This window comes from Bradyrhizobium sp. USDA 4341, from assembly GCF_054063755.1.
This window is the reverse complement of sequence record NZ_JBSSGO010000002.1, coordinates 4,286,189-4,304,446: the sequence shown is the minus strand read 5'-3', so window position 1 is coordinate 4,304,446 and position 18,258 is coordinate 4,286,189. Positions and strand designations below refer to the sequence as shown.

General features: G+C 57.5%; 14 protein-coding genes and 1 pseudogene. 11 read left to right on the top strand and 4 right to left on the bottom strand.

What is annotated here, in order from left to right:
- Positions 1-15: 15 nt before the first annotated feature.
- Positions 16-3,714 carry a trifunctional transcriptional regulator/proline dehydrogenase/L-glutamate gamma-semialdehyde dehydrogenase gene (gene putA, locus ACVIGB_RS26370; protein WP_456720444.1) on the top strand — a complete coding sequence of 1,233 codons (3,699 nt, stop codon included), beginning with the start codon at positions 16-18 and terminating at the stop codon, positions 3,712-3,714.
- 320 nt (positions 3,715-4,034) lie between these two features.
- On the opposite strand, the gene ACVIGB_RS26365 is transcribed toward putA, so the two are convergent.
- Positions 4,035-4,910 (bottom strand): IclR family transcriptional regulator, encoded by an 876-nt coding sequence (locus ACVIGB_RS26365; RefSeq protein ID WP_456720445.1) that lies wholly within the window; start codon positions 4,908-4,910, stop codon positions 4,035-4,037.
- A gap of 554 nt (positions 4,911-5,464) precedes the next feature.
- Between ACVIGB_RS26365 and ACVIGB_RS26360 the strand changes: the two genes are divergently transcribed.
- The 7 genes from ACVIGB_RS26360 to ACVIGB_RS26330 all read left to right on the top strand — a co-directional run bounded on the left by ACVIGB_RS26360 (position 5,465) and on the right by ACVIGB_RS26330 (position 12,567).
- Entirely contained in the window at positions 5,465-6,289 is an 825-nt protein-coding gene (locus ACVIGB_RS26360) for an ABC transporter permease (RefSeq protein ID WP_456749237.1), read from the top strand.
- 9 nt (positions 6,290-6,298) lie between these two features.
- Positions 6,299-7,114, top strand: a complete 816-nt coding sequence (locus ACVIGB_RS26355) for an ABC transporter permease (protein WP_456720446.1) — start codon at positions 6,299-6,301, stop codon at positions 7,112-7,114.
- Positions 7,115-7,200: 86 nt separating this feature from the next.
- Positions 7,201-8,292: an ABC transporter ATP-binding protein gene (locus tag ACVIGB_RS26350; RefSeq protein ID WP_456720447.1), complete on the top strand. Its 1,092-nt coding sequence runs from the start codon at positions 7,201-7,203 to the stop codon at positions 8,290-8,292.
- Positions 8,293-8,373: 81 nt separating this feature from the next.
- Positions 8,374-9,426 carry an ABC transporter substrate-binding protein gene (locus ACVIGB_RS26345; protein ID WP_456720448.1) on the top strand — a complete coding sequence of 351 codons (1,053 nt, stop codon included), beginning with the start codon at positions 8,374-8,376 and terminating at the stop codon, positions 9,424-9,426.
- Between the two features lie 109 nt (positions 9,427-9,535).
- Positions 9,536-10,858: an MmgE/PrpD family protein gene (locus ACVIGB_RS26340; protein ID WP_456720449.1), complete on the top strand. Its 1,323-nt coding sequence runs from the start codon at positions 9,536-9,538 to the stop codon at positions 10,856-10,858.
- A 41-nt stretch (positions 10,859-10,899) separates the two neighbouring features.
- Positions 10,900-11,766: an SDR family NAD(P)-dependent oxidoreductase gene (locus ACVIGB_RS26335; RefSeq protein WP_456720450.1), complete on the top strand. Its 867-nt coding sequence runs from the start codon at positions 10,900-10,902 to the stop codon at positions 11,764-11,766.
- Positions 11,767-11,769: 3 nt separating this feature from the next.
- Entirely contained in the window at positions 11,770-12,567 is a 798-nt protein-coding gene (locus ACVIGB_RS26330; protein WP_456720451.1) for an SDR family NAD(P)-dependent oxidoreductase, read from the top strand.
- Between the two features lie 237 nt (positions 12,568-12,804).
- On the opposite strand, the gene ACVIGB_RS26325 is transcribed toward ACVIGB_RS26330, so the two are convergent.
- Complete coding sequence (locus ACVIGB_RS26325) at positions 12,805-13,146, bottom strand: hypothetical protein (protein WP_456720452.1); 342 nt, start codon at positions 13,144-13,146, stop codon at positions 12,805-12,807.
- Between the two features lie 673 nt (positions 13,147-13,819).
- Between ACVIGB_RS26325 and tnpA the strand changes: the two genes are divergently transcribed.
- From tnpA to tnpC, 3 genes and pseudogenes are all read left to right on the top strand, one after another.
- A complete protein-coding gene (gene tnpA / locus ACVIGB_RS26320; protein WP_456720453.1) occupies positions 13,820-14,215 on the top strand; it encodes an IS66-like element accessory protein TnpA in 396 nt (131 codons plus the stop codon).
- Positions 14,212-14,559 carry an IS66 family insertion sequence element accessory protein TnpB gene (gene tnpB, locus ACVIGB_RS26315; RefSeq protein WP_050382259.1) on the top strand — a complete coding sequence of 116 codons (348 nt, stop codon included), beginning with the start codon at positions 14,212-14,214 and terminating at the stop codon, positions 14,557-14,559. Before tnpA ends, tnpB begins: the two co-directional genes overlap by 4 nt.
- Positions 14,560-14,602: 43 nt before the next feature.
- A pseudogene (tnpC, locus tag ACVIGB_RS26310) lies at positions 14,603-15,968 on the top strand (IS66 family transposase); the annotation flags it as partial.
- A 27-nt stretch (positions 15,969-15,995) separates the two neighbouring features.
- Here the strand turns inward: tnpC and ACVIGB_RS26305 are convergent.
- Both ACVIGB_RS26305 and ACVIGB_RS26300 read right to left on the bottom strand, forming a co-directional pair.
- The gene (locus ACVIGB_RS26305) at positions 15,996-18,065 is read right to left on the bottom strand and encodes a recombinase family protein (RefSeq protein WP_456749236.1); all 2,070 of its coding nucleotides are present in this window, start codon (positions 18,063-18,065) and stop codon (positions 15,996-15,998) included.
- Positions 18,052-18,231: a hypothetical protein gene (locus ACVIGB_RS26300; protein WP_176540802.1), complete on the bottom strand. Its 180-nt coding sequence runs from the start codon at positions 18,229-18,231 to the stop codon at positions 18,052-18,054. The genes ACVIGB_RS26305 and ACVIGB_RS26300 overlap by 14 nt, the downstream gene beginning before the upstream one ends.
- Positions 18,232-18,258: the final 27 nt, after the last annotated feature.

Below are 18,258 nucleotides of genomic sequence, written 5' to 3'. Positions count from 1 at the left end.
TCAAGGGATTCATTCGTGCAAACCTCAAGACAGCGAAGCAGCGACGCGGAATCGCGACAAGTATTCGCCGAGTTCGCTCCGCCAATTCGTCCTCAGTCGTTCCTCCGCAAGGCGATAACGGCGGCCTATCGGCGGCCTGAACCGGAGTGTCTGCCGCCACTGGTGGAATCTGCCAAGCTGGCGCCGAACCTGAAGGCCGAGGTCGAAAAAACCGCGCGCAGGCTGATCGGCGCGCTCCGCGCCAAGCACAAGGGCAGTGGCGTTGAAGGCCTGGTGCACGAATACTCGCTCTCCAGTCAGGAAGGCGTGGCGCTGATGTGCCTTGCTGAGGCGTTGCTGCGCATCCCTGACGTCGAGACGCGGGATGCGCTGATCCGCGACAAGATTGCCGAAGGCGACTGGCGCTCGCACCTGGGGGGAAGCAAATCTCTCTTCGTCAATGCGGCGACCTGGGGCCTCGTCGTGACCGGCAAACTCACTTCGACCGTCAACGACCGCAACTTGGCGGCTGCGCTGACGCGCCTGATCGCACGCGCCGGTGAACCCGTGATCCGTCGCGGCGTCGACATGGCAATGCGCATGATGGGCGAGCAGTTCGTCACTGGCGAGACGATTGAGGAAGCCTTGAAGCGGTCTCGTCCATTCGAGGACCGAGGCTTCCGATATTCCTATGATATGCTCGGCGAGGCAGCAACGACTGCGGCCGACGCAGAGCGGTACTACCGCGACTACGAAGCGGCGATCCATGCCATCGGCAGGGCGTCAGCGGGCAGGGGTATTTACGAGGGGCCCGGCATCTCCATCAAGCTGTCGGCGCTGCACCCCCGCTATTCTCGCGCACAGTCCGGCCGCGTCATGAACGAACTGCTGCCGCGCGTGAAGCAGTTGGCGCTGTTGGCAAAGCGATACGATATTGGACTCAACATCGATGCGGAGGAAGCGGATCGTCTCGAACTGTCGCTCGATTTGCTGGAGGACCTCAGTCTCGACAAGGACCTCAGCGGTTGGAATGGCCTCGGCTTCGTCGCCCAGGCCTATGGCAAGCGTTGCCCCTTCGTACTCGACTGTGTCATCGATCTCGCTCGCCGAGCCGGCCGCCGCATGATGGTACGGTTGGTCAAAGGGGCCTACTGGGATGCCGAGATCAAGCGCGCCCAGATCGATGGTCTCGAAGGCTTTCCGGTCTATACACGCAAGGTGCATACGGACGTCGCCTACATCGCCTGCGCCCGAAGGCTGCTCGCGGCTGAGGATGCCGTCTTCCCGCAGTTCGCTACCCATAACGCTCAAACGCTGGCGACGATCTATCAACTGGCCGGCCCGGATTTCCAGGTCGGAAAGTACGAGTTCCAGTGTCTGCATGGCATGGGAGAGCCGCTCTATGATGAGGTGGTGGGCAAGGGGAATCTCGATCGACCCTGCCGCATCTACGCTCCGGTTGGCACGCATGAAACGCTGCTCGCCTATCTCGTGCGCCGCCTGCTTGAGAACGGAGCCAATTCGTCGTTTGTGAATCGTATCTCCGATCCGGCGGTGTCGGTGGACGACCTCGTGGCCGATCCAGTTGATATCGTGGAGGCAATGCCGGTGGTGGGCATGCCGCATGACGAGATTTCCTTGCCCCGCGCGCTCTACGCCAAGGATCGTACGAATTCGAGCGGCATCGATCTATCCAACGAAGCCGCGCTTGCGGACCTGTCGGAGAAGCTCGTCGACACCGTTGCGCGGAGATGGCATGCTGTACCCGAGCTGGCCGACAGATCGGGCGCTGGCGCAACACGCTCGATCACCAATCCGGCGGATAACACCGACTTCGTCGGTGCCGTGACCGAGCTTGATGCCAGCGACGCATTTCGTGTCGTCCACATGGCCGCCGAAGCCGCGACAGCGTGGGCGGCGGTTCCGCCGGCACAGCGCGCCGCCTGCCTCGAATGCGCTGCCGACCTAATGCAAGGTCGCATTGAAGCCCTCATGGCTACAGTCATGCGCGAGGCCGGCAAGTCCGCGGCGAACGCCATCGGCGAGGTCCGTGAAGCGATTGATTTCCTGCGCTACTATGCCGACCAGGCGCGGCGGACAATCGGCCCGTCGCATGTTCCGCTCGGCACCGTCGTCTGCATCAGCCCGTGGAATTTCCCGCTGGCGATCTTTATCGGCCAGGTAGCGGCAGCGTTGGTCGCAGGCAACGTGGTGGTTGCCAAGCCTGCGGAAGAGACCCCGATCATCGCACATGAAGGCGTGAAGATCCTTTACGAGGCCGGGATTCCGCGCGGTGCACTACAATATGCCCCTGGCGGTGGGCACCTTGGTGCCGCGCTGGTTGCTGCATCCGACACGGCAGGCGTGATGTTCACTGGGTCAACCGAAGTGGCGCGCCTGATCCAGACCCAGCTAAGCGAGCGACTTTCGGCGGCTGGCAAGCCGATCCCGCTGATCGCCGAGACAGGTGGGCAGAACGCGATGATTGTCGATTCCTCCGCCCTTGCGGAGCAAGTCGTGAGCGACGTCATCGCGTCGGCCTTCGACAGCGCTGGCCAGCGCTGCTCGGCCCTGCGTTTGCTTTGCCTGCAAGAGGGCATAGCCGACCGCACACTCACCATGCTCAAAGGCGCGCTCCAGGAACTGTCGATCGGCCGTACCGATCGCCTCAACGTTGATATCGGGCCGGTGATCACGGCTGAAGCCAAACAAACAATCGAGAATCATATTCAGCGCATGCGCGCACTGGGATGCAAGGTCGAGCAGTTGAGATTGCCGCAAGCGACCGCGCGCGGCACCTTCGTTCCTCCGACCATCGTTGAGCTTAAGCAGCTGTCGGACCTCCAACGTGAAGTCTTCGGCCCCGTGCTTCATGTCATCCGCTACCAGCGCGAGGATATCGATCGCCTCATCGACGACATAAACAATTCGGGCTATGGCTTGACATTCGGGCTGCATACGCGTCTCGACGAAACGATCGCGCATGTGACAAGCCGCATCAGGGCCGGCAATCTTTACATCAACCGCAACATCGTCGGTGCAGTTGTGGGCGTGCAGCCCTTCGGCGGCCGTGGCCTCTCGGGTACCGGTCCGAAGGCGGGCGGGCCTCTCTATATCGGGCGGTTGGTGCAGCGCGCTCCCGTGCCGCCGCAGCACAGCTCGATACATACCGATCCTGCGTTGCGGGACTTCGCTGGCTGGCTTGGAAGAAAAGGCCACAATGACGAGGCCGAAGCTGCACGCGAATTCGCCGCCACCTCAGCTTTGGGTCTCGAGAAGGACCTGACCGGACCGGTCGGCGAGCGAAATCTTTACGCGCTCCATCCGCGCGGCCGTATCCTGCTCGTGCCGAAGACCACCAATGGTCTGTTCCGGCAGCTGTCTGCCGCACTCGCGACCGGAAATGAAGCCGTGATCGACAGGGCGTCGAACCTCGAAGGCGCGCTTGCGTCACTTCCTGCATCGGTCGCGGGGCGGATATCTTGGAGCTCAGATTGGAACGCCGATGGTCCCTTCGGAGGAGCGCTGATCGAGGGCGACATGGAGACTGTGCGCGAGACCAACGAGAAGGTCGCTGCCCTCAAGGGGCCGCTTGTCCTGGTGCAGTCGGCAACTACTGACCAGTTGGCCAACGACCGTGACGCCTATTGCCTGAACTGGCTGCTGGAAGAGGTCTCGACGTCGATCAACACGGCAGCGGCGGGCGGTAACGCTAGTCTGATGACGATAGGGTAACCGAAGTTGACGGCCGATTTTGATCCGCGAGTACGTTTTGCGCAATCGTGTCGATCCAAGGATTGCGTGCTGTGACATAGTGGAGGCCGCAGTCTGTTGGGCATGCGGCCGCGCCCCGCGCGTCGAAATCCAAACCAATCGTTTCTTGTTCTTTGTGTCGAAACAATCTGTCCTCATACCAGTCGAACAGCAGCTGGCAATGTAGATCCAGGCCCCAAGAAAATTGAGAACTCAGTGAGGGCCTAGCTGATACTGATCCGCTTGACGAAGTTGCAGTTGTTCTTCGCAAAAATGGAGCGTCGGATGAGTGACAAAGCAGCCTATGTACGCCTGTGCTGGGAAACGACTTTGGACATCTGCCGAGCGATCTCAACTGTGATTGGGCTAAGTTCTGCTTCCACTCTCTCGGGAGTCCAACTGGCGGTCGAAGCTGCGATGTTCACAGCAGCTACAACTTTGTTGTCGTAGCCAAACACCGGCGCAGCCGTCGAGATGTCCCCAAGCATCGCCTCCTGATCGGCGATGGCGAAGCCTTTTTGGCGCACCTTTTCCAATTCCTTGAGAAGTTTTTGCCGACTGGTCGTGGTGTGGGGGGTAATCGCGGGGAGGCTCGCGCTCTTCAAAATTGCATTGGCGACGTCGGTATCGAGGTTCGCCAGGATCGCGCGTCCTGGCGCCGTAGCGAAAGCGGGGAGGCGAGCCCCGATTGTCACGTACGAGCTCATCACGTTCCTGCTGGGAACACGAGAGATAAATATGATGTCGGAGCCGTCGAGCTCGGTCAGGTTGACGGTCTCCTGAGATCGTTTGTTCGCCTCGAGCAAGTACGGAAAAGTTGCTTCGACAATCGGATTGCTCCGCAGATATGCGTTTCCGATATCCATAGCCCGCGCCGAAAGCGAATATTGCCGGGTTGTCTCGCTGTGCGTCAGGTATCTCAGCGCCCGCAATGTGTAGAGCACTCGTTGAGTTGCGCTTTTGTTTAAGCCGGATGCCTCTGCAACTTCCGCAAGAGTCATTGGTCGAGGGTTGGCACAAAAGGTATCAAGGATAAGCATCCCTTTCTCGATCGTTCCGAGATAGAGCCGCGCGTCAATGTCCGTCTTCGCGAACGGAGCAGGTGAATTGAGACCTGTCCGGCTCTTGCTCCTCTTCTCGAGCATCGTCTCATCCTTTTCCCAATCGCGGTTCTGCATATTGCTATTCAATGCGCCTGTAAAGGCCATCGCGGAGGCAGCTAAAGTCTTGGTACGACGAGTTGTTTGGATGGCAGTTCAGGCGTTTTTCCTCTTGACTGCCAGAAAACAATATGCAGTATTGGATAACAATACAACAGAAACTGGTTAGTTCAGGAGGGAGAATTAGAAGAACGCGTGCGGTTCACTGAGCGAGAGATCTTGCTCGTAAGACCGAAAGCGGCCGAGCTCGCTGCAGCTCATTGCAACATCTGACTAGAGCGCGGAGTCCGGGAGCCTTCATTTGCAGGTCGTCCCCTGACTCATCGTTGCACGAGAAGGGGTGAGTGGCGTCAATCTGCATGGCCGTTTCCATCGAGGCGCCTCTGAGATCTGAAGGTCAGGAACATGAAAACGCCAGTTGATCGAATGTGTCGTTCAGGAATTCAGCGTCCCTCGACTGTGCTCCTGAACGAGGTGCGGGAGGCGATGACCCGCGCAACAAGTCTTTCTTGCGCAGTGTGCAACCCAATAGCGAGAAACCACGTCCCTCAAGAACTTTCGCCTGTGCTCAAATGAACCGTTCAATCGACTTCAAAGTGCAGTCACTGTTCATGTCGCCAGCGGTCCTAGTCGCAGTGGGAATAGTGCTGCCGCCACTCTGCTATGTTCTTCTGACAAGTCTTCGGGACGAAGCCGGTGCGTTCGCTGCGTACAAAGCAATCGTCGAAAGCAGTCTGTTCAGGCAAACACTAACAACGACCCTCGTAGTCGCATCTATTTCATCAGTCTCGAGTCTCATACTCGGATACATCGTCGCCCTGCATTTGGCGAGGCAGAGCCCTGATCGTCGAACCGTGCTGATGTTTCTCATTCTCTTACCGTTCTGGACGAGCATTTTGGTCAAGTGCTTCGCCTTCACTATTATCCTCGGTCGACACGGCATCATTAACAACCTTCTGAGCTGGGTCTCAGGTTTAGACGTGCAACTGCCGCTTGTCCTGAACCGTATTGGGTTGCTCGTCGGCATGACCAATCTTCTGGTTCCTCTTATCGTCCTGCCAGTGCTCGCAAGTCTACTAGCAATCGACAATGCTCTCTACAAAGCGGCGTCGGTTATGGGTGCGAAGCCAGCGAGAATGTTTTGGACGGTAACCCTCCCTCTAAGCTTCCCGGGGGTCATTGCAGGTCTGCTGAGTGTTTTTGTTATGTCGTTGGGCGCGTTTATCATTCCCGCGCTCCTCGGCGGTCCTCAAGATCAAATGCTCTCCAACCTAGTCGACTTTTACAATCGTCAGGTGCTCGACTGGCCGAAGGCATCCGCAATAAGCGTGATCCTGCTCGCATTGGCTTCGCTCTTTATCGTTCCGATGGCGCTTTGGCGTCGACGTAAGATCTAGGAGTTTGTCATGGCGAACTCAGTGCTCGATCCCCTGTCGCAGCGCTATCGCTTCGTTGGCTCAAGCCTCGCGGTAGTGGTTTACATTTTCTTGCTCGCGCCGGTCGTTGTTACAATTCCTATGGCATTTGGGCCAACGAACGCGCTCGAATTTCCGCCCTCAACATACTCGCTTGATCTGTTCAGGATCTTCTTCAGCTCCGATAGCTGGTTGTTGCCGCTATATACGAGTCTCAAGGTCGCTGTTCTCTCGACCATTGCTGGTCTCTTTGTCGGTGTGCCTTCGGCATATTGGATCGCGCGCCATGAATTTCTAGGAAAGCTTTTGATTTCTGGAGTGTTGATTAGCCCTTTGGTCATTCCCACGATCGTCTCGGGGTTGGGTATCTACTTGTACTTCTCGTACGTCCGCATTGGCGGGACCACACTGTCGCTGGTTCTAGGCCACGTGATGGTAACGTTGCCGTATGTGATCGTAATGATCATCGCGGGTGTGCAGAAGTTGGATCGCAACTTGGAGTTTGGCGCGGAGCTGATGGGGGCGTCTCCTATCCGCATGTTTTTCACAGTTGTGATCCCTCAGCTCGTCCCGTCGCTAATAAGCGCCGCCTTCTTTGCGTTTCTGCTCTCGTTTGATGAGGTGATTATCTCTTGGTTCCTCACTGGCAGCAACACGGTGACGCTGCCAGTTAAGATGTATAGCGCGCTCGAATGGGAAGTCTCCCCGGTCATTGCAGCCGTATCGGCCTTGCTGACTGCATTGTCCGTGCTGGTATGCATCGTGACGATCAGCCTGAGGAAGCCCACAGGCGAGGAGGTCTCTTGAGCAACGAACACGCGATCGTAGTTCGCTGTGCGACTAATTTAAGCTCAGACGTTCACCTGGGCAGCATGGATTCCAGGAGTAGACGAATGCACGAAGGCAATGCTTCCACCGGTGAAGCCATAGCTTTGAGAGGGATTTCGAAAACCTTTGGGTCAGTGACGGTCCTTAAGGCAACCGAATTGGCGGTAAACAAGTCCGAGTTTCTTACTCTGCTCGGGCCCTCTGGCTCCGGAAAGACGACCCTCTTGAACCTGATTTCGGGAGCGATCACACCTAGCTCCGGTGAAATACTCCTCGCCGGTAGGGATATCACTCGGATGCCGCCGCGGGATCGAGGTATCGGCATGGTGTTTCAGAACTATGCCCTTATGCCTCATATGACGGTCTTCGAAAACGTTGCCTATCCACTTCGAGTGAGGCGTGAACCTTCAGAATCCATTCGGAGGAAGGTCTTGGATGCGTTGGATCGAGTTGATCTCAAGGGGTTCGATGACCGAAAGCCTCGGCAACTTTCAGGTGGCCAGCAGCAACGCGTCGGCATTGCTCGATGCATCGTGTATTCGCCCGCCATTATCATGATGGACGAGCCACTCGGAGCGCTCGACAAGAATCTTCGGGAGCAGATGCAGACTGAAATCAAACGTCTTCATCGTGAGTTGGGCACGACGATCATTTACGTAACGCATGATCAGGAAGAGGCGCTCAATATGTCTGACCGCATCTGCCTCATGAAGACCGGCGAGATCGCTCAACTGGGCGCTCCAGATGATTTGTATTTCAGGCCCAATAGCCGCTTTGTGGCAGAGTTCATCGGAGAGTCTAACTTGCTCAAGGGTAAGAGCGTTGCTGCAAATAGCGTGGCGATCGAGGGGGCTGGAGTTGTTCATGTGCCACGCTCAGAGCGAAGCTTTGGCCCGGACGTTCTGGTAATGGTTCGGCCAGAAAAAATGCAGATATCCGGTGCTGATGTCGATGCTCCCACTGGTCACAACGTGCTGCACGGCGTGGTCGAGGCGATATCCTTCGTCGGAGGTATGACCCGGATTACCGTGAAAACAGTCCAGGGCGCTTTGGTCACGGCAAAAATCATCTCCGGTCCAGCTTCCACTCGGCCCGAGCTTGGATCTGCGGCCAAGCTCTCGTGGTCACCTGCTGAGTCCGTCGTGTTGAGCGCCTAAGTCTATAGTCCCGGGTTTGAAAATTTGAGCCGACTCGACCGCGGCACCGTCATCATCAACGCAACAGTAAAGGAGTGGACTATGTCAATTTCGAAGGAGCTGTCACGGCGTACATTTCTTGCAGGAGCCTCCGCCGCGGTCCTGGCGCCGGCAGTGATCACCCGCGCGCAAGCGCAGACCAAGGCGATCACGATCACCAGTTACGGAGGCACTTATCAGGAAGTCCTTGTTAAAACGGTAACCACGCCTTTCACCGAGGAAACCGGAATCAAGGTCAACATCATCCCGATTCCGGACCTTGCAAAGCTGAAAGCCCAAGCTATGACCGGACGCGTGGATATCGATGTAGTGATGACCGTCGACGAAAATGCGGCGTTCGGATCCAAGCAAGGACTTTGGGATAAGTTGGACTTGGGGATGCTGGATACGGCCGACATGGCCGTCGCGCCCAAAGACGAGTATGTAACGGCAAATTCTTTCGCTGGCGGCATCGCGTGGGACCCCCAAAAGTACGGGCCAGAGGCACACCCCAGGAACTTCGCCGAGTATTTTGACGTCAAGAAGTTTCCAGGACGCCGTACCTTCCGCAATCGACCGAACGAAACGCTTGAAGCCGCTCTGCTCGCAGATGGGGTTTTGCCGAAAGATATGTACCCTCTAGACGTAGACCGCGCTTTCAAAGTGCTGGATCGCGTGAAGTCTAGCGTTGCATCCTGGGTGACAGCGACCCCTCAGACTATCTCGCTTTTGCAGACTCAGGAGGTCGACTTTAGTTACAGCTATGCCAACCGCGTTAAAGCCACGAATGAGCCAGGAGGCGGTAAGCCCCTCGCGTTCTCGTTCGAGCAGAATCTTCTTGGCACGGACAGGTTGGCCATTCCAAAGGGGGCGCCGAACAAAGAAGGTGCGATGAAGTACATGGCTTACTTCTTAAGACCGGACGTCACAGCACGCCTCTGCAATGCAGCCTTTATTATTCCGAACTCGAAGAAGGCAATTTCCTTGCTAGATCCCGAAGTTCGCAAATGGACTCCCGACATCACCAACCCAAACAATGTGGTTATCGACGGTGCCTATTGGACTGACAATCTTGAGCCGGTATCGCGCCGGTTTAAGGAATGGGTGATTACTTGATCGTGATGTAAGCCTGGGCAACGTCATCGTAGCCCAAGCTCACTACGTTTCGTAGCGGCGCTAATGCCTCAAGCAAGCGTCAGTAAATGAAAATCATGTGAGACCGACTATGGGCACGACGATCGACATTACCAGGTTTGTTCAAAGCACGACATTTGATCAGTTTGATGCAAGGCTCGTTCGGCATGTGAAGAACGTGCTTCTCAGCGGGGTAGGAATGACGTTAGCTGGCGTCAACAGCGAAACCAGTAAGGCCGTTCTGAGCTACGTCAAGGAATGCGGGGCTCCACAGGAAGTCGGTGTGATCGGCGCAAGCCTCCGCACTTCCGTAGAATACGCGGCGCTGGCGAACGGGACGACATCCCATACAACAGAGCTCGAAGACGATACTCGAGCTGAGAACATGTACAGCGTTGGCGTTTTTCCCGCGATGCTCGCATTGGGTGAGAAGCTAAAAATCTCGGGCAAAGAGCTCATAGAAGCGTTCGTAGTAGCCTGGGACGTTGCGTCGAAACTGGCGATCGTTTCGCAGGATATGATGGCCCGGGGCCTCGCGCCTTGGTCTGCAGGTTCCACTATAGGTGTAGCCGCTGGCGCGGCGAAGTTGCTCAAGCTTGATGATCAGCAGATCAGCATGGCCGTTAGTATAGCTGCCTCGCACGCGGCGGGCCTGTTCAAACAGGTGGGATCGGGGGCTCACCTGTACGAGTCCGGTATGGCTGGGCGGAATGGCCTAGCTTCGGCTCTCCTGGCGAAGCACGGCCTAACCGGACAACCCGCCGTGCTGGAGTGCCCGATGGGATATCTTCATGCGGTCGCAGGAATCGTAAATCCGGACCTAAAGCTCGGGTCGCCATTTAGGGCGCAGGATATCGAAATCAAAAAGTATCCATGCTGCCTATCCCAAATGCATCCTATCGAGGCATTTGTTAGACTAATCGAAGAGCGCGGCCTTTCCGCGCACCAAGTGAAGGCTGTTCGCCTGGAAGCGCCACCTTCGTTTCAACTCGCGGCCGCGCTTTATCATCATCCAAAGAATGCGGACGAGGCGAAGTTCAGCTTGGCCCACAGCATTGCATGCAGCTTCTTGGACAAAAAGCCGTGGCTGGATAGATACACCACCGAAGGGGCGAATGGACCGGATGTGGCTGCCTTTCGCGATAAGATTGAGATCGTTTATCGAGCGGACCTAGCCGGCCAAGCACTGCCTATTACCGTCACTTTGAATGATGGTTCGCAGCTCAATTCGATGACTCGGAAGATTACTGAGCACATCGACGTCAGTGATGATGAGATCCTCGATAAATATCGCAAATGTATCTCAGGAATTATCTCCGTCAGTCGCGGAGATCAAATCTCCGAAAGCCTTCTTTCCTTGGAGCAAATTCCTGACATCTCCGAGTTAATGACGAATCTAACTTACATCAATTGAACACTGCAATGCCCACCCTGTAGCGTAGGAAGGATTCGGCAATGGGACGTTTGGACGGCAAAACTGCTGTGATCACTGGTGGCAGCCAAGGCATCGGGTTGGCCACTGTAGAAGTGTTCGTCGCGGAAGGCGCGAAAGTCGTTGTTGCCGATCTTCTTGCCCCGGAGGGTGAGGCCTTATGCGAGCGCCTCGGCCCTGCCTGCGCATTTAATAAGACTGATGTTACGGACGAGGATCAGTTTAAGAGCTTGATCGAATTCGCTGTAAAGCGATTTGGTCGTATCGATTGCCTTTTCAACAATGCTGGAATGCTTGGCCAAACCGGCGGCATTGAGTCGATGCAAGTGAATCGATTTGATCGCGTAATGGCCTCACACGTGCGGAGCGTTATGCTCGGGATGAAACACATTGCTCCCCACATGAAAAAGCAGGGCTCTGGCAGCATTATCAACACTGGGAGCATTTCAGGCATCCAGGCCGTGTCAGCGTACATGGATTACAGCGCCGCCAAAGCAGCGGTCATTCATCTCACTAAGTGCGTGGCAATGGAGCTTGGCGAATTCAGTATCCGCGTGAACTCGGTCTCTCCCGGCCAGATCGCGACTGGAATGGGGAAGACGGGTCCGGAAGCCCTGCAGAAAGCAGCTCTCCTTCGTGAGCTCAACAAGACTCGTCAGCCGATACCACGCTCTGGCCTGCCGGAAGATATCGCTTTCGCAGCCTTGTATCTTGCAAGCGACGAATCCAGCTTTGTGAACGGCCACGACCTTGTTGTGGATGGCGGTATGATTGGTGGAATGGGCTGGACCGAACGTCAGCGAATGAGCGCTGAGTTCCAGAACGCACTCAATTCGGTTGGTCCCCAGCCAAATTCTTCCAATCGACCTCCGGTCACAGTCGCAGGGTGAAGCATGCAGAATCGTTTGAAGGGTAAAGTCGCAATCGTTGCGGGAGCCGGATCAACCGGAGGCGACGGGCTCGGGAATGGGAAGGCATCGGCGGTTGTTTATGCCCGTGAGGGCGCCTCAGTGATGCTTGTTGACCTTAATCTGGAGGCTGCAGAGAAGACCCGCGAGATGATCGAGCAGGAAGGGGGCACCTGCTTTGCGTTTCAGGCGGACGTCAGCCAGCGCTCGGATTGCAAGGCGATGGTCGAAAAGTGTCTGGAGAAATATGGGCAAATCGACATCCTTCATAACAACGTCGGTGTCGAGCCAAAGACATTTGGCGGAGTGCTAAACACCGACGATACTGAATGGGATCGCGTGATCAACATCAATCTGAAGAGCATGTTCATCACCTCCAGCGCGGTGCTACCGTCGATGCTGGAGCGTGGGAGCGGATCAATTTTAAACATCTCGTCAGTGTCGGCGGAGAGACTCTCTTTGGGAGCGTTCCTCTATTGCATTTCAAAGGCCGGGGTGAACACGCTTACTAAAGCGATGGCAATCGACTACGCGGATCAAGGTATTCGCGTTAATGCAATAATGCCGGGGTTAATGGATACGCCCATGGTCGAAAGGCACAAAGAGTTTTACGGCGGCGATCGCGAAAAAATGCGCCAGCTTCGAAATGAACGCGCGCCAATGAAGCGCATGGGAGAAGCTTGGGATGTCGCAAATGCCGCGCTTTTCTTGGTTTCGGACGAAGCCAAGTATATCACCGGTCAGGTCCTTGCCGTCGATGGCGGCTACCTATGCAAACCGTAAACCCAGACTTGGGTGAACGAGAGTACATTCGTTGTATTCTCCAGGTGGCGGGGTCGCGGCAGGACGGGATAGCCGTTTTGCGCCATCCGGTTGGCAGTGTTTGCCGATTGCGCACGATGCGCCATGTGAAGCATATCAAAAACGAAGAGCTCGCTGTAGTTTCTAGAAGGAAGGCCGGCAGACCGGTTAGTGTCTTGAACAAAGGTTCGCAATATCGCGTCGTGTTGGCCGGAGCATTTATGACCAGAAGCGCTCGCTAGGAGCAAGGACGTCATCGGCGGATTTGGTGTATCGGAGCGGTCTGGGATCGGCGTTGCGTTTGTCGATGACCAAGAGGATGTCAGCTCTGAGGGCGGCTACGGTGCGAGAGATGCCGGTCTGAAATTCTTGTTCGGTGAGCAGCGCGAAGAAGCACTCCCTCTGATTGAGTCCCGATGAACCGGTCGACATCAGGTGCGCGTGCCCAACGCAACCTTTGCCGTCCAACTGCGGGTCTAGCGGAGTCTTGTGCGTGGCGTATTTGTTCATGATGAGATGAACTTCGAGTTCGCGCGTCACAGCGGCCTCGATCTCGTCCAAGAACTTGCGGAACTCAGCGACACGGTGCCGTTCATGACTCTTCCGATCACCCGTCCGGACATCCTGCCATGCGTTGGGCCCCGACCGCTTGCGAATGAAGGGCGGACGTTCCAAACGTATGGGAAATAGGCAGCCCCCTGGGTCGTCACCTCTGCGAGCGCGGAAACGGAATAAATGGCGGCCCAGTGCGTCTGTGACAATCACTTCCTGAACCTGGAGCGGTAAGGATGGAATCATCTGCTCATATGCGTGTCGCGGCGCGGCTACAGGATGCAAGTGCGTATTGCCGCATGTCGCGATGTCTGTTCTCGATAGACCTATTGTTGCCTCGTCCATTTGCTCCCTAGCCAGTGGAGCGAGGGACGCCGGGCGCACAACGGTTGGGCATTTCGAGCGCGCCGTTGTCGCGGTCGGTCTTCGTCCGAGCGACCGATGATCGGGCGGGGTCAAGGCCGCCAGCCGCCGAGAGCGGTGGCGCAACGCGCCTCCCTTGAGCACGGTCCATCACCGCCCTACTTGACACCGCCGTTCCTTCATTCAGCAGCGGTGCGCTTTCCGGTGATGTGTCGATCACTAGGGTTTGTGCGTACGCATCCGACGGGCGCCGCCTTGTCTGACACGTCGTAATTCGCCAAGCGTGTGACTTTAAGTCTAGCTTTAAGGTCATCAGGCGATGCGGGTCGAGGTTTTGGGCGGGCTGGAGCGGCGGCGGCGCTGGTCGCAGGATGACAAGGCGCGGATTGTCGAGGAGACGTTGGCGCCGGGCGCAAAGGTGACAGCGGTTGCACGTCGCAACGGAGTAGCGGCCAGCCTAGTGTTCACCTGGCGTCGACAAGCGCGTACATCCGAGCCGGTTGTACCATCTTTTGCGCCGGTGCAGATCGCTGCCACAGAAGCGGAGGAAGCTGCGAAGCTCTTACCTGCGGGTGATAGCCGAGGGCGGTCTGTGGTAGCCGCGCGTACTGGATTGATCGAGATCGACCTCGGTAACCGGCGACGGATCCGAGTGGACGCTCACGTCGATCCAGAAGCGCTGGCGCGGGTCCTCGAGGTGCTTGAGCGCCGATGATTGCCATACCGGGTAATGTGCGGGTGTGGCTTGCGACCGGCCACACCGATATGCGCCGCGGCTTCCCGAGCCTCGCGCGTCTGGTCCAGGAGAGTTTGAAGCGTGATCCGCATGCCGGTGATCTCTATGTTTTTAGAGGCCGCCGCGGCGACCTGATCAAGATCATCTGGCATGATGGCCAAGGCGCGTGTCTGTTCACGAAGCGGCTGGAGCGAGGCCGCTTTTTGTGGCCATCAATGGCGGACGGCGTTGTGACGATCAGCGTTGCGCAGCTATCCTATCTCCTCTCCGGAATTGATTGGCGGATGCCGCAGGCAACCTGGCGTCCACAGGCTTCCGGTTAAATCGAGCGGGATTTTTTGCGACGAATATGGTTGATTCGTCCTCGTGACGACGCCCGCCGATCCGCTTCCCACCGACCTTGCCGCAGCACACGCGATGATCATTGCGCAGCGCGAGCAGCTGACGCTGGCGAAGAGCGAGGTGACCGTCGGCCGGCTGGAGATCGAGCGGCTGAAGCTGATGCTGGCCAAGGCACGGCGAGAACAGTTCGGGCAATCTTCTGAGCGCGGCAAGCTGCTGGTCGAGCAGCTCGAACTCGCCATCGAGGATCTTGAAGAGACCCAGGCGGAGCAGGAAACCAAGGCCGAGCTCGCAGCGCCGGAAGCCGCCAAACAGCAGCGCGTGCAAAATCCACGGCCGCCGCGACGTCCGTTGCCGGACAATCTGCCGATCGAACGCATCGTCGAACCCGCTCCTTGCGTATGTGGCAAGTGCGGCAGCGAGCGACTGCACAAGCTCGGCGAGGTGGTATCGAAGACCCTGGAATGTGAGCCGCGGCGCTGGAAGATTATCGAGCATGTCCGCGAAAAGTTCTCCTGCCGAGATTGTGAGGCGATCACAGAGGCTCCGGCGCCCTTCCATCCGATCCCGCGAGGCTTTGCCGGGCCGAGCCTGCTGGCGATGGTGCTGGTCAACAAGTTCCTGCTGCATCAGCCGTTGAACCGGCAGAGCAAGACCTATGCCCGCGAAGGGATCGAGATCGACGTCTCGACCCTGGCGGATCGGGTCGGCGCCTGCGTGGTCGCACTCGATCCCATTATTGAGGCCATCCGGATCCACGTCATGAGCGCGCAGCGCATCCACGCCGACGATACGACGGTGCCGGTACTGGCCAAGCTTAAGACGGTTACCGGCCGGATCTGGACCTATGTTCGCGATGACCGGCCGTTTGGCGGCACGGATCCGCCGGCGGCCCTGTTCTACTACTCACGCAACCGGGCTGGAGAGCATCCGCAAAGCCATCTCGCCGGCTATGTGGGCCTGATGCAGGCCGATGCCTTCGATGGATATAACCAGCTCTACAAAGCCCAAAGGAAGCCGGCTCCGATCCTTGAAGCGGCCTGTTGGAGCCACGGTCGCAGAAAGTTCTTCGACCTGGCGAAATCTGGAGAGGCGCCCATTGCCAGCGAGGCCGTGCGACGCATCGATATCCTGTTCGAGATCGAGCGCACCATCAACGGCAAAACGCCAGAACAGCGGCTTGCCGTACGTCGAGAGAAGTCCGCACCAATCGTTGCTGATCTCGAGATCTGGATGCGCCAGCAGCGGACCTTGCTCTCCTCAGGCAATGATACCGCAAAGGCGATTAAACTACCTGCTCAACCGCTGGGCGGGGTTCACTCGCTTCCTGGACGACGGCCGCATCTGCCTCTCGAACAACGCTGCCGAACGCGCGTTACGCGGTGTGGCAAGCCTTGAGTCATTGTGCGCCCCTTCTTTAAGTGCTTGTAAACATTGGAAGCGTGTCCGCGTCAATTTCGCGAGACGGGCGACCCTTTCGGGCAATCGCTGTTTTGACCGTCTCGGACGCCAAATCGGCAGCTCGAATCTGACAAGGCGCTCGCGGAACAACCTGCACAGCAGGAAGAACGCCGCTGGAGACAAGGCGGCGGATCATATGACTTGAGACACCGAGCGCTTTTGCGGCCTCGATCTGCGTAAGCCATTCGCCGTTTTTTTCCGCTGAACGGTAGGCATGGATGCCACGCACACGGCGAATAGCGCTGACCCGATGTGCTGTCCAGGTCTTACCCATGCCGGTAGGCAAGCCCATCCGATTGAGCGTGGCGGCGATGTGCTCGTCAGACCAGCGCCCGGCCATGCTGCGGATAACAGCCAAGGCATCTTCCGCCGTGGAGGAACCGTGTTCACCGGAGCGCGGCTTGCGGATCCGAAGCTCGGAGTGCTGCCCACCCTGCCAATGGATCGTGAGCACAACGTCGCGTACCGCATCGTCGACGTCCGCGATGATGTCGACAATCAAGGCTCGTAGCAGCTGCTGGCGCGCGCGCATCGTCACATCAGGGGATTTCCAGGCTACGGACAGGTTATCCGCCAGATCGGCAAAGGTGCCGGGATCGACCGCGTGGCCGGATGACTGATGGTCATTCTGGCGATTTTCCAGCTCGCGCACACGGCGCAAAGCGTACTCCCAGTTCTTCTCCAACTGCGCAGCGATCAGGCGATTATCGGGGTCACAGGCGGCGTAGCGACGCTCAGCAAGCGTGGCATCGTACCGGGCTTGCTGGAGTTCCAGATCAAAGATCCGGCGCTTGTCGTCTTGGCGTTCCCGTTGCATGCGCTGTGCCTCGAACGCGGCCTCGATCGCCATGGGTTCTACCGCTCGTAACAGTTCTCGTGCAACTGCCGCGTCGATTTTTGAAGCTCCGAATATCATACAGCGAAGCCGACCCGCTAGACTACCCTTGTCACAGCGGTAGACCGGGTAGCTGATTCGACCGCCCCTATAGCTGACGCTCAGGCGCTGACCACAACGAGCGCACGTCAGAATGCCCGACAAGAGCGCCTGGCCGCCCCGGCCTGATTTTGCACCATCTGGGCGACCGTAGGCGTTAAGCGCCAATTGCTTCTGGTTGCGCTCGTAGTCATCCCAGGTGATGTACCCTTCGTGATGATCCTTTATCATTACATCCCAGGTGCCCGCCGGTTTGTAGTGCCCGTAGGTCCGCCGCGCTCTGCCTTCGATAATCGCGGTTCGCTTCTCGCTTTTGCCGTATACGTAAACACCCGCATAAAACGGATTCTTTAGCACGCTGATCACATTGCGGTAGCGGATGGGCTGCCAAACGAAGTTTGTCATGCGACCTTCGTCAGCAGGTCGGGGGAAATGGATTTGCTCCGCCTTCATCGACAACAACACCTGGCGAGCGCTACCAAGTTCGCGAAAGCGAGTGAAGATAAGTCGAATCACCTCTTGCAGACGCAGGTCAGCATCCAGGCCCAGACCGGCTTCGCGATGCCAGACATAACCAAACGGCACTGATAAGCGTAGCTCACCACGTTGGGCCTTCGCCCTGGCTGCCTCTAGCATCCGTGCCCGGATTATGCCCAACTCAAACTCGCTTATGCTTCCCTTCATGCCGAGCAAGAGCCGATCGTTCGGAAGGCAAGGATTATAAACGCCGTCGTGATCAATCACCCTCGCTTCGACAAGCCCGCATAACTCAAGCAGATGATGCCAATCGCGGCCGTTGCGCGCGAGTCGCGATGCATCGAAGCAAATCACGGCACCAACGGCTCCTGCGCACAACCATGCGACCAGCCGATCAAAGCCGGGCCGGGCCACCGTTCCACTCGCCGAACGGCCGAGGTCATCATCAATGACTTCCACGTCGGAGAAGCCGTGCCGGCGCGCAATATCCACAAGATCGTACTGTCGCCGTTGGCTCTCCAGATTGGCCATCACCTGGGATTGCGTTGACTGCCGCACATAGACGACAGCTTTGCGCTTCAAGAGCGCTTCCGGGATCTCGTCAGTGTCGGGCATCACCGAGCTCCTCGACTACCAGGCCGGCGGCCTGCATGAGGATTTGGGCGAGCGTCAGTAACGCCTTCACCCGCGCCGCCTCGTTCATCCTGTCCAGCCTGTCTGGCTCGAATATCAGGCTGAGTTGCCCGTCTGAAATCCGTACAGCTACGCGCTCCTGCTTCATCGGCGTTCTCCCATGCGACTCGATCGC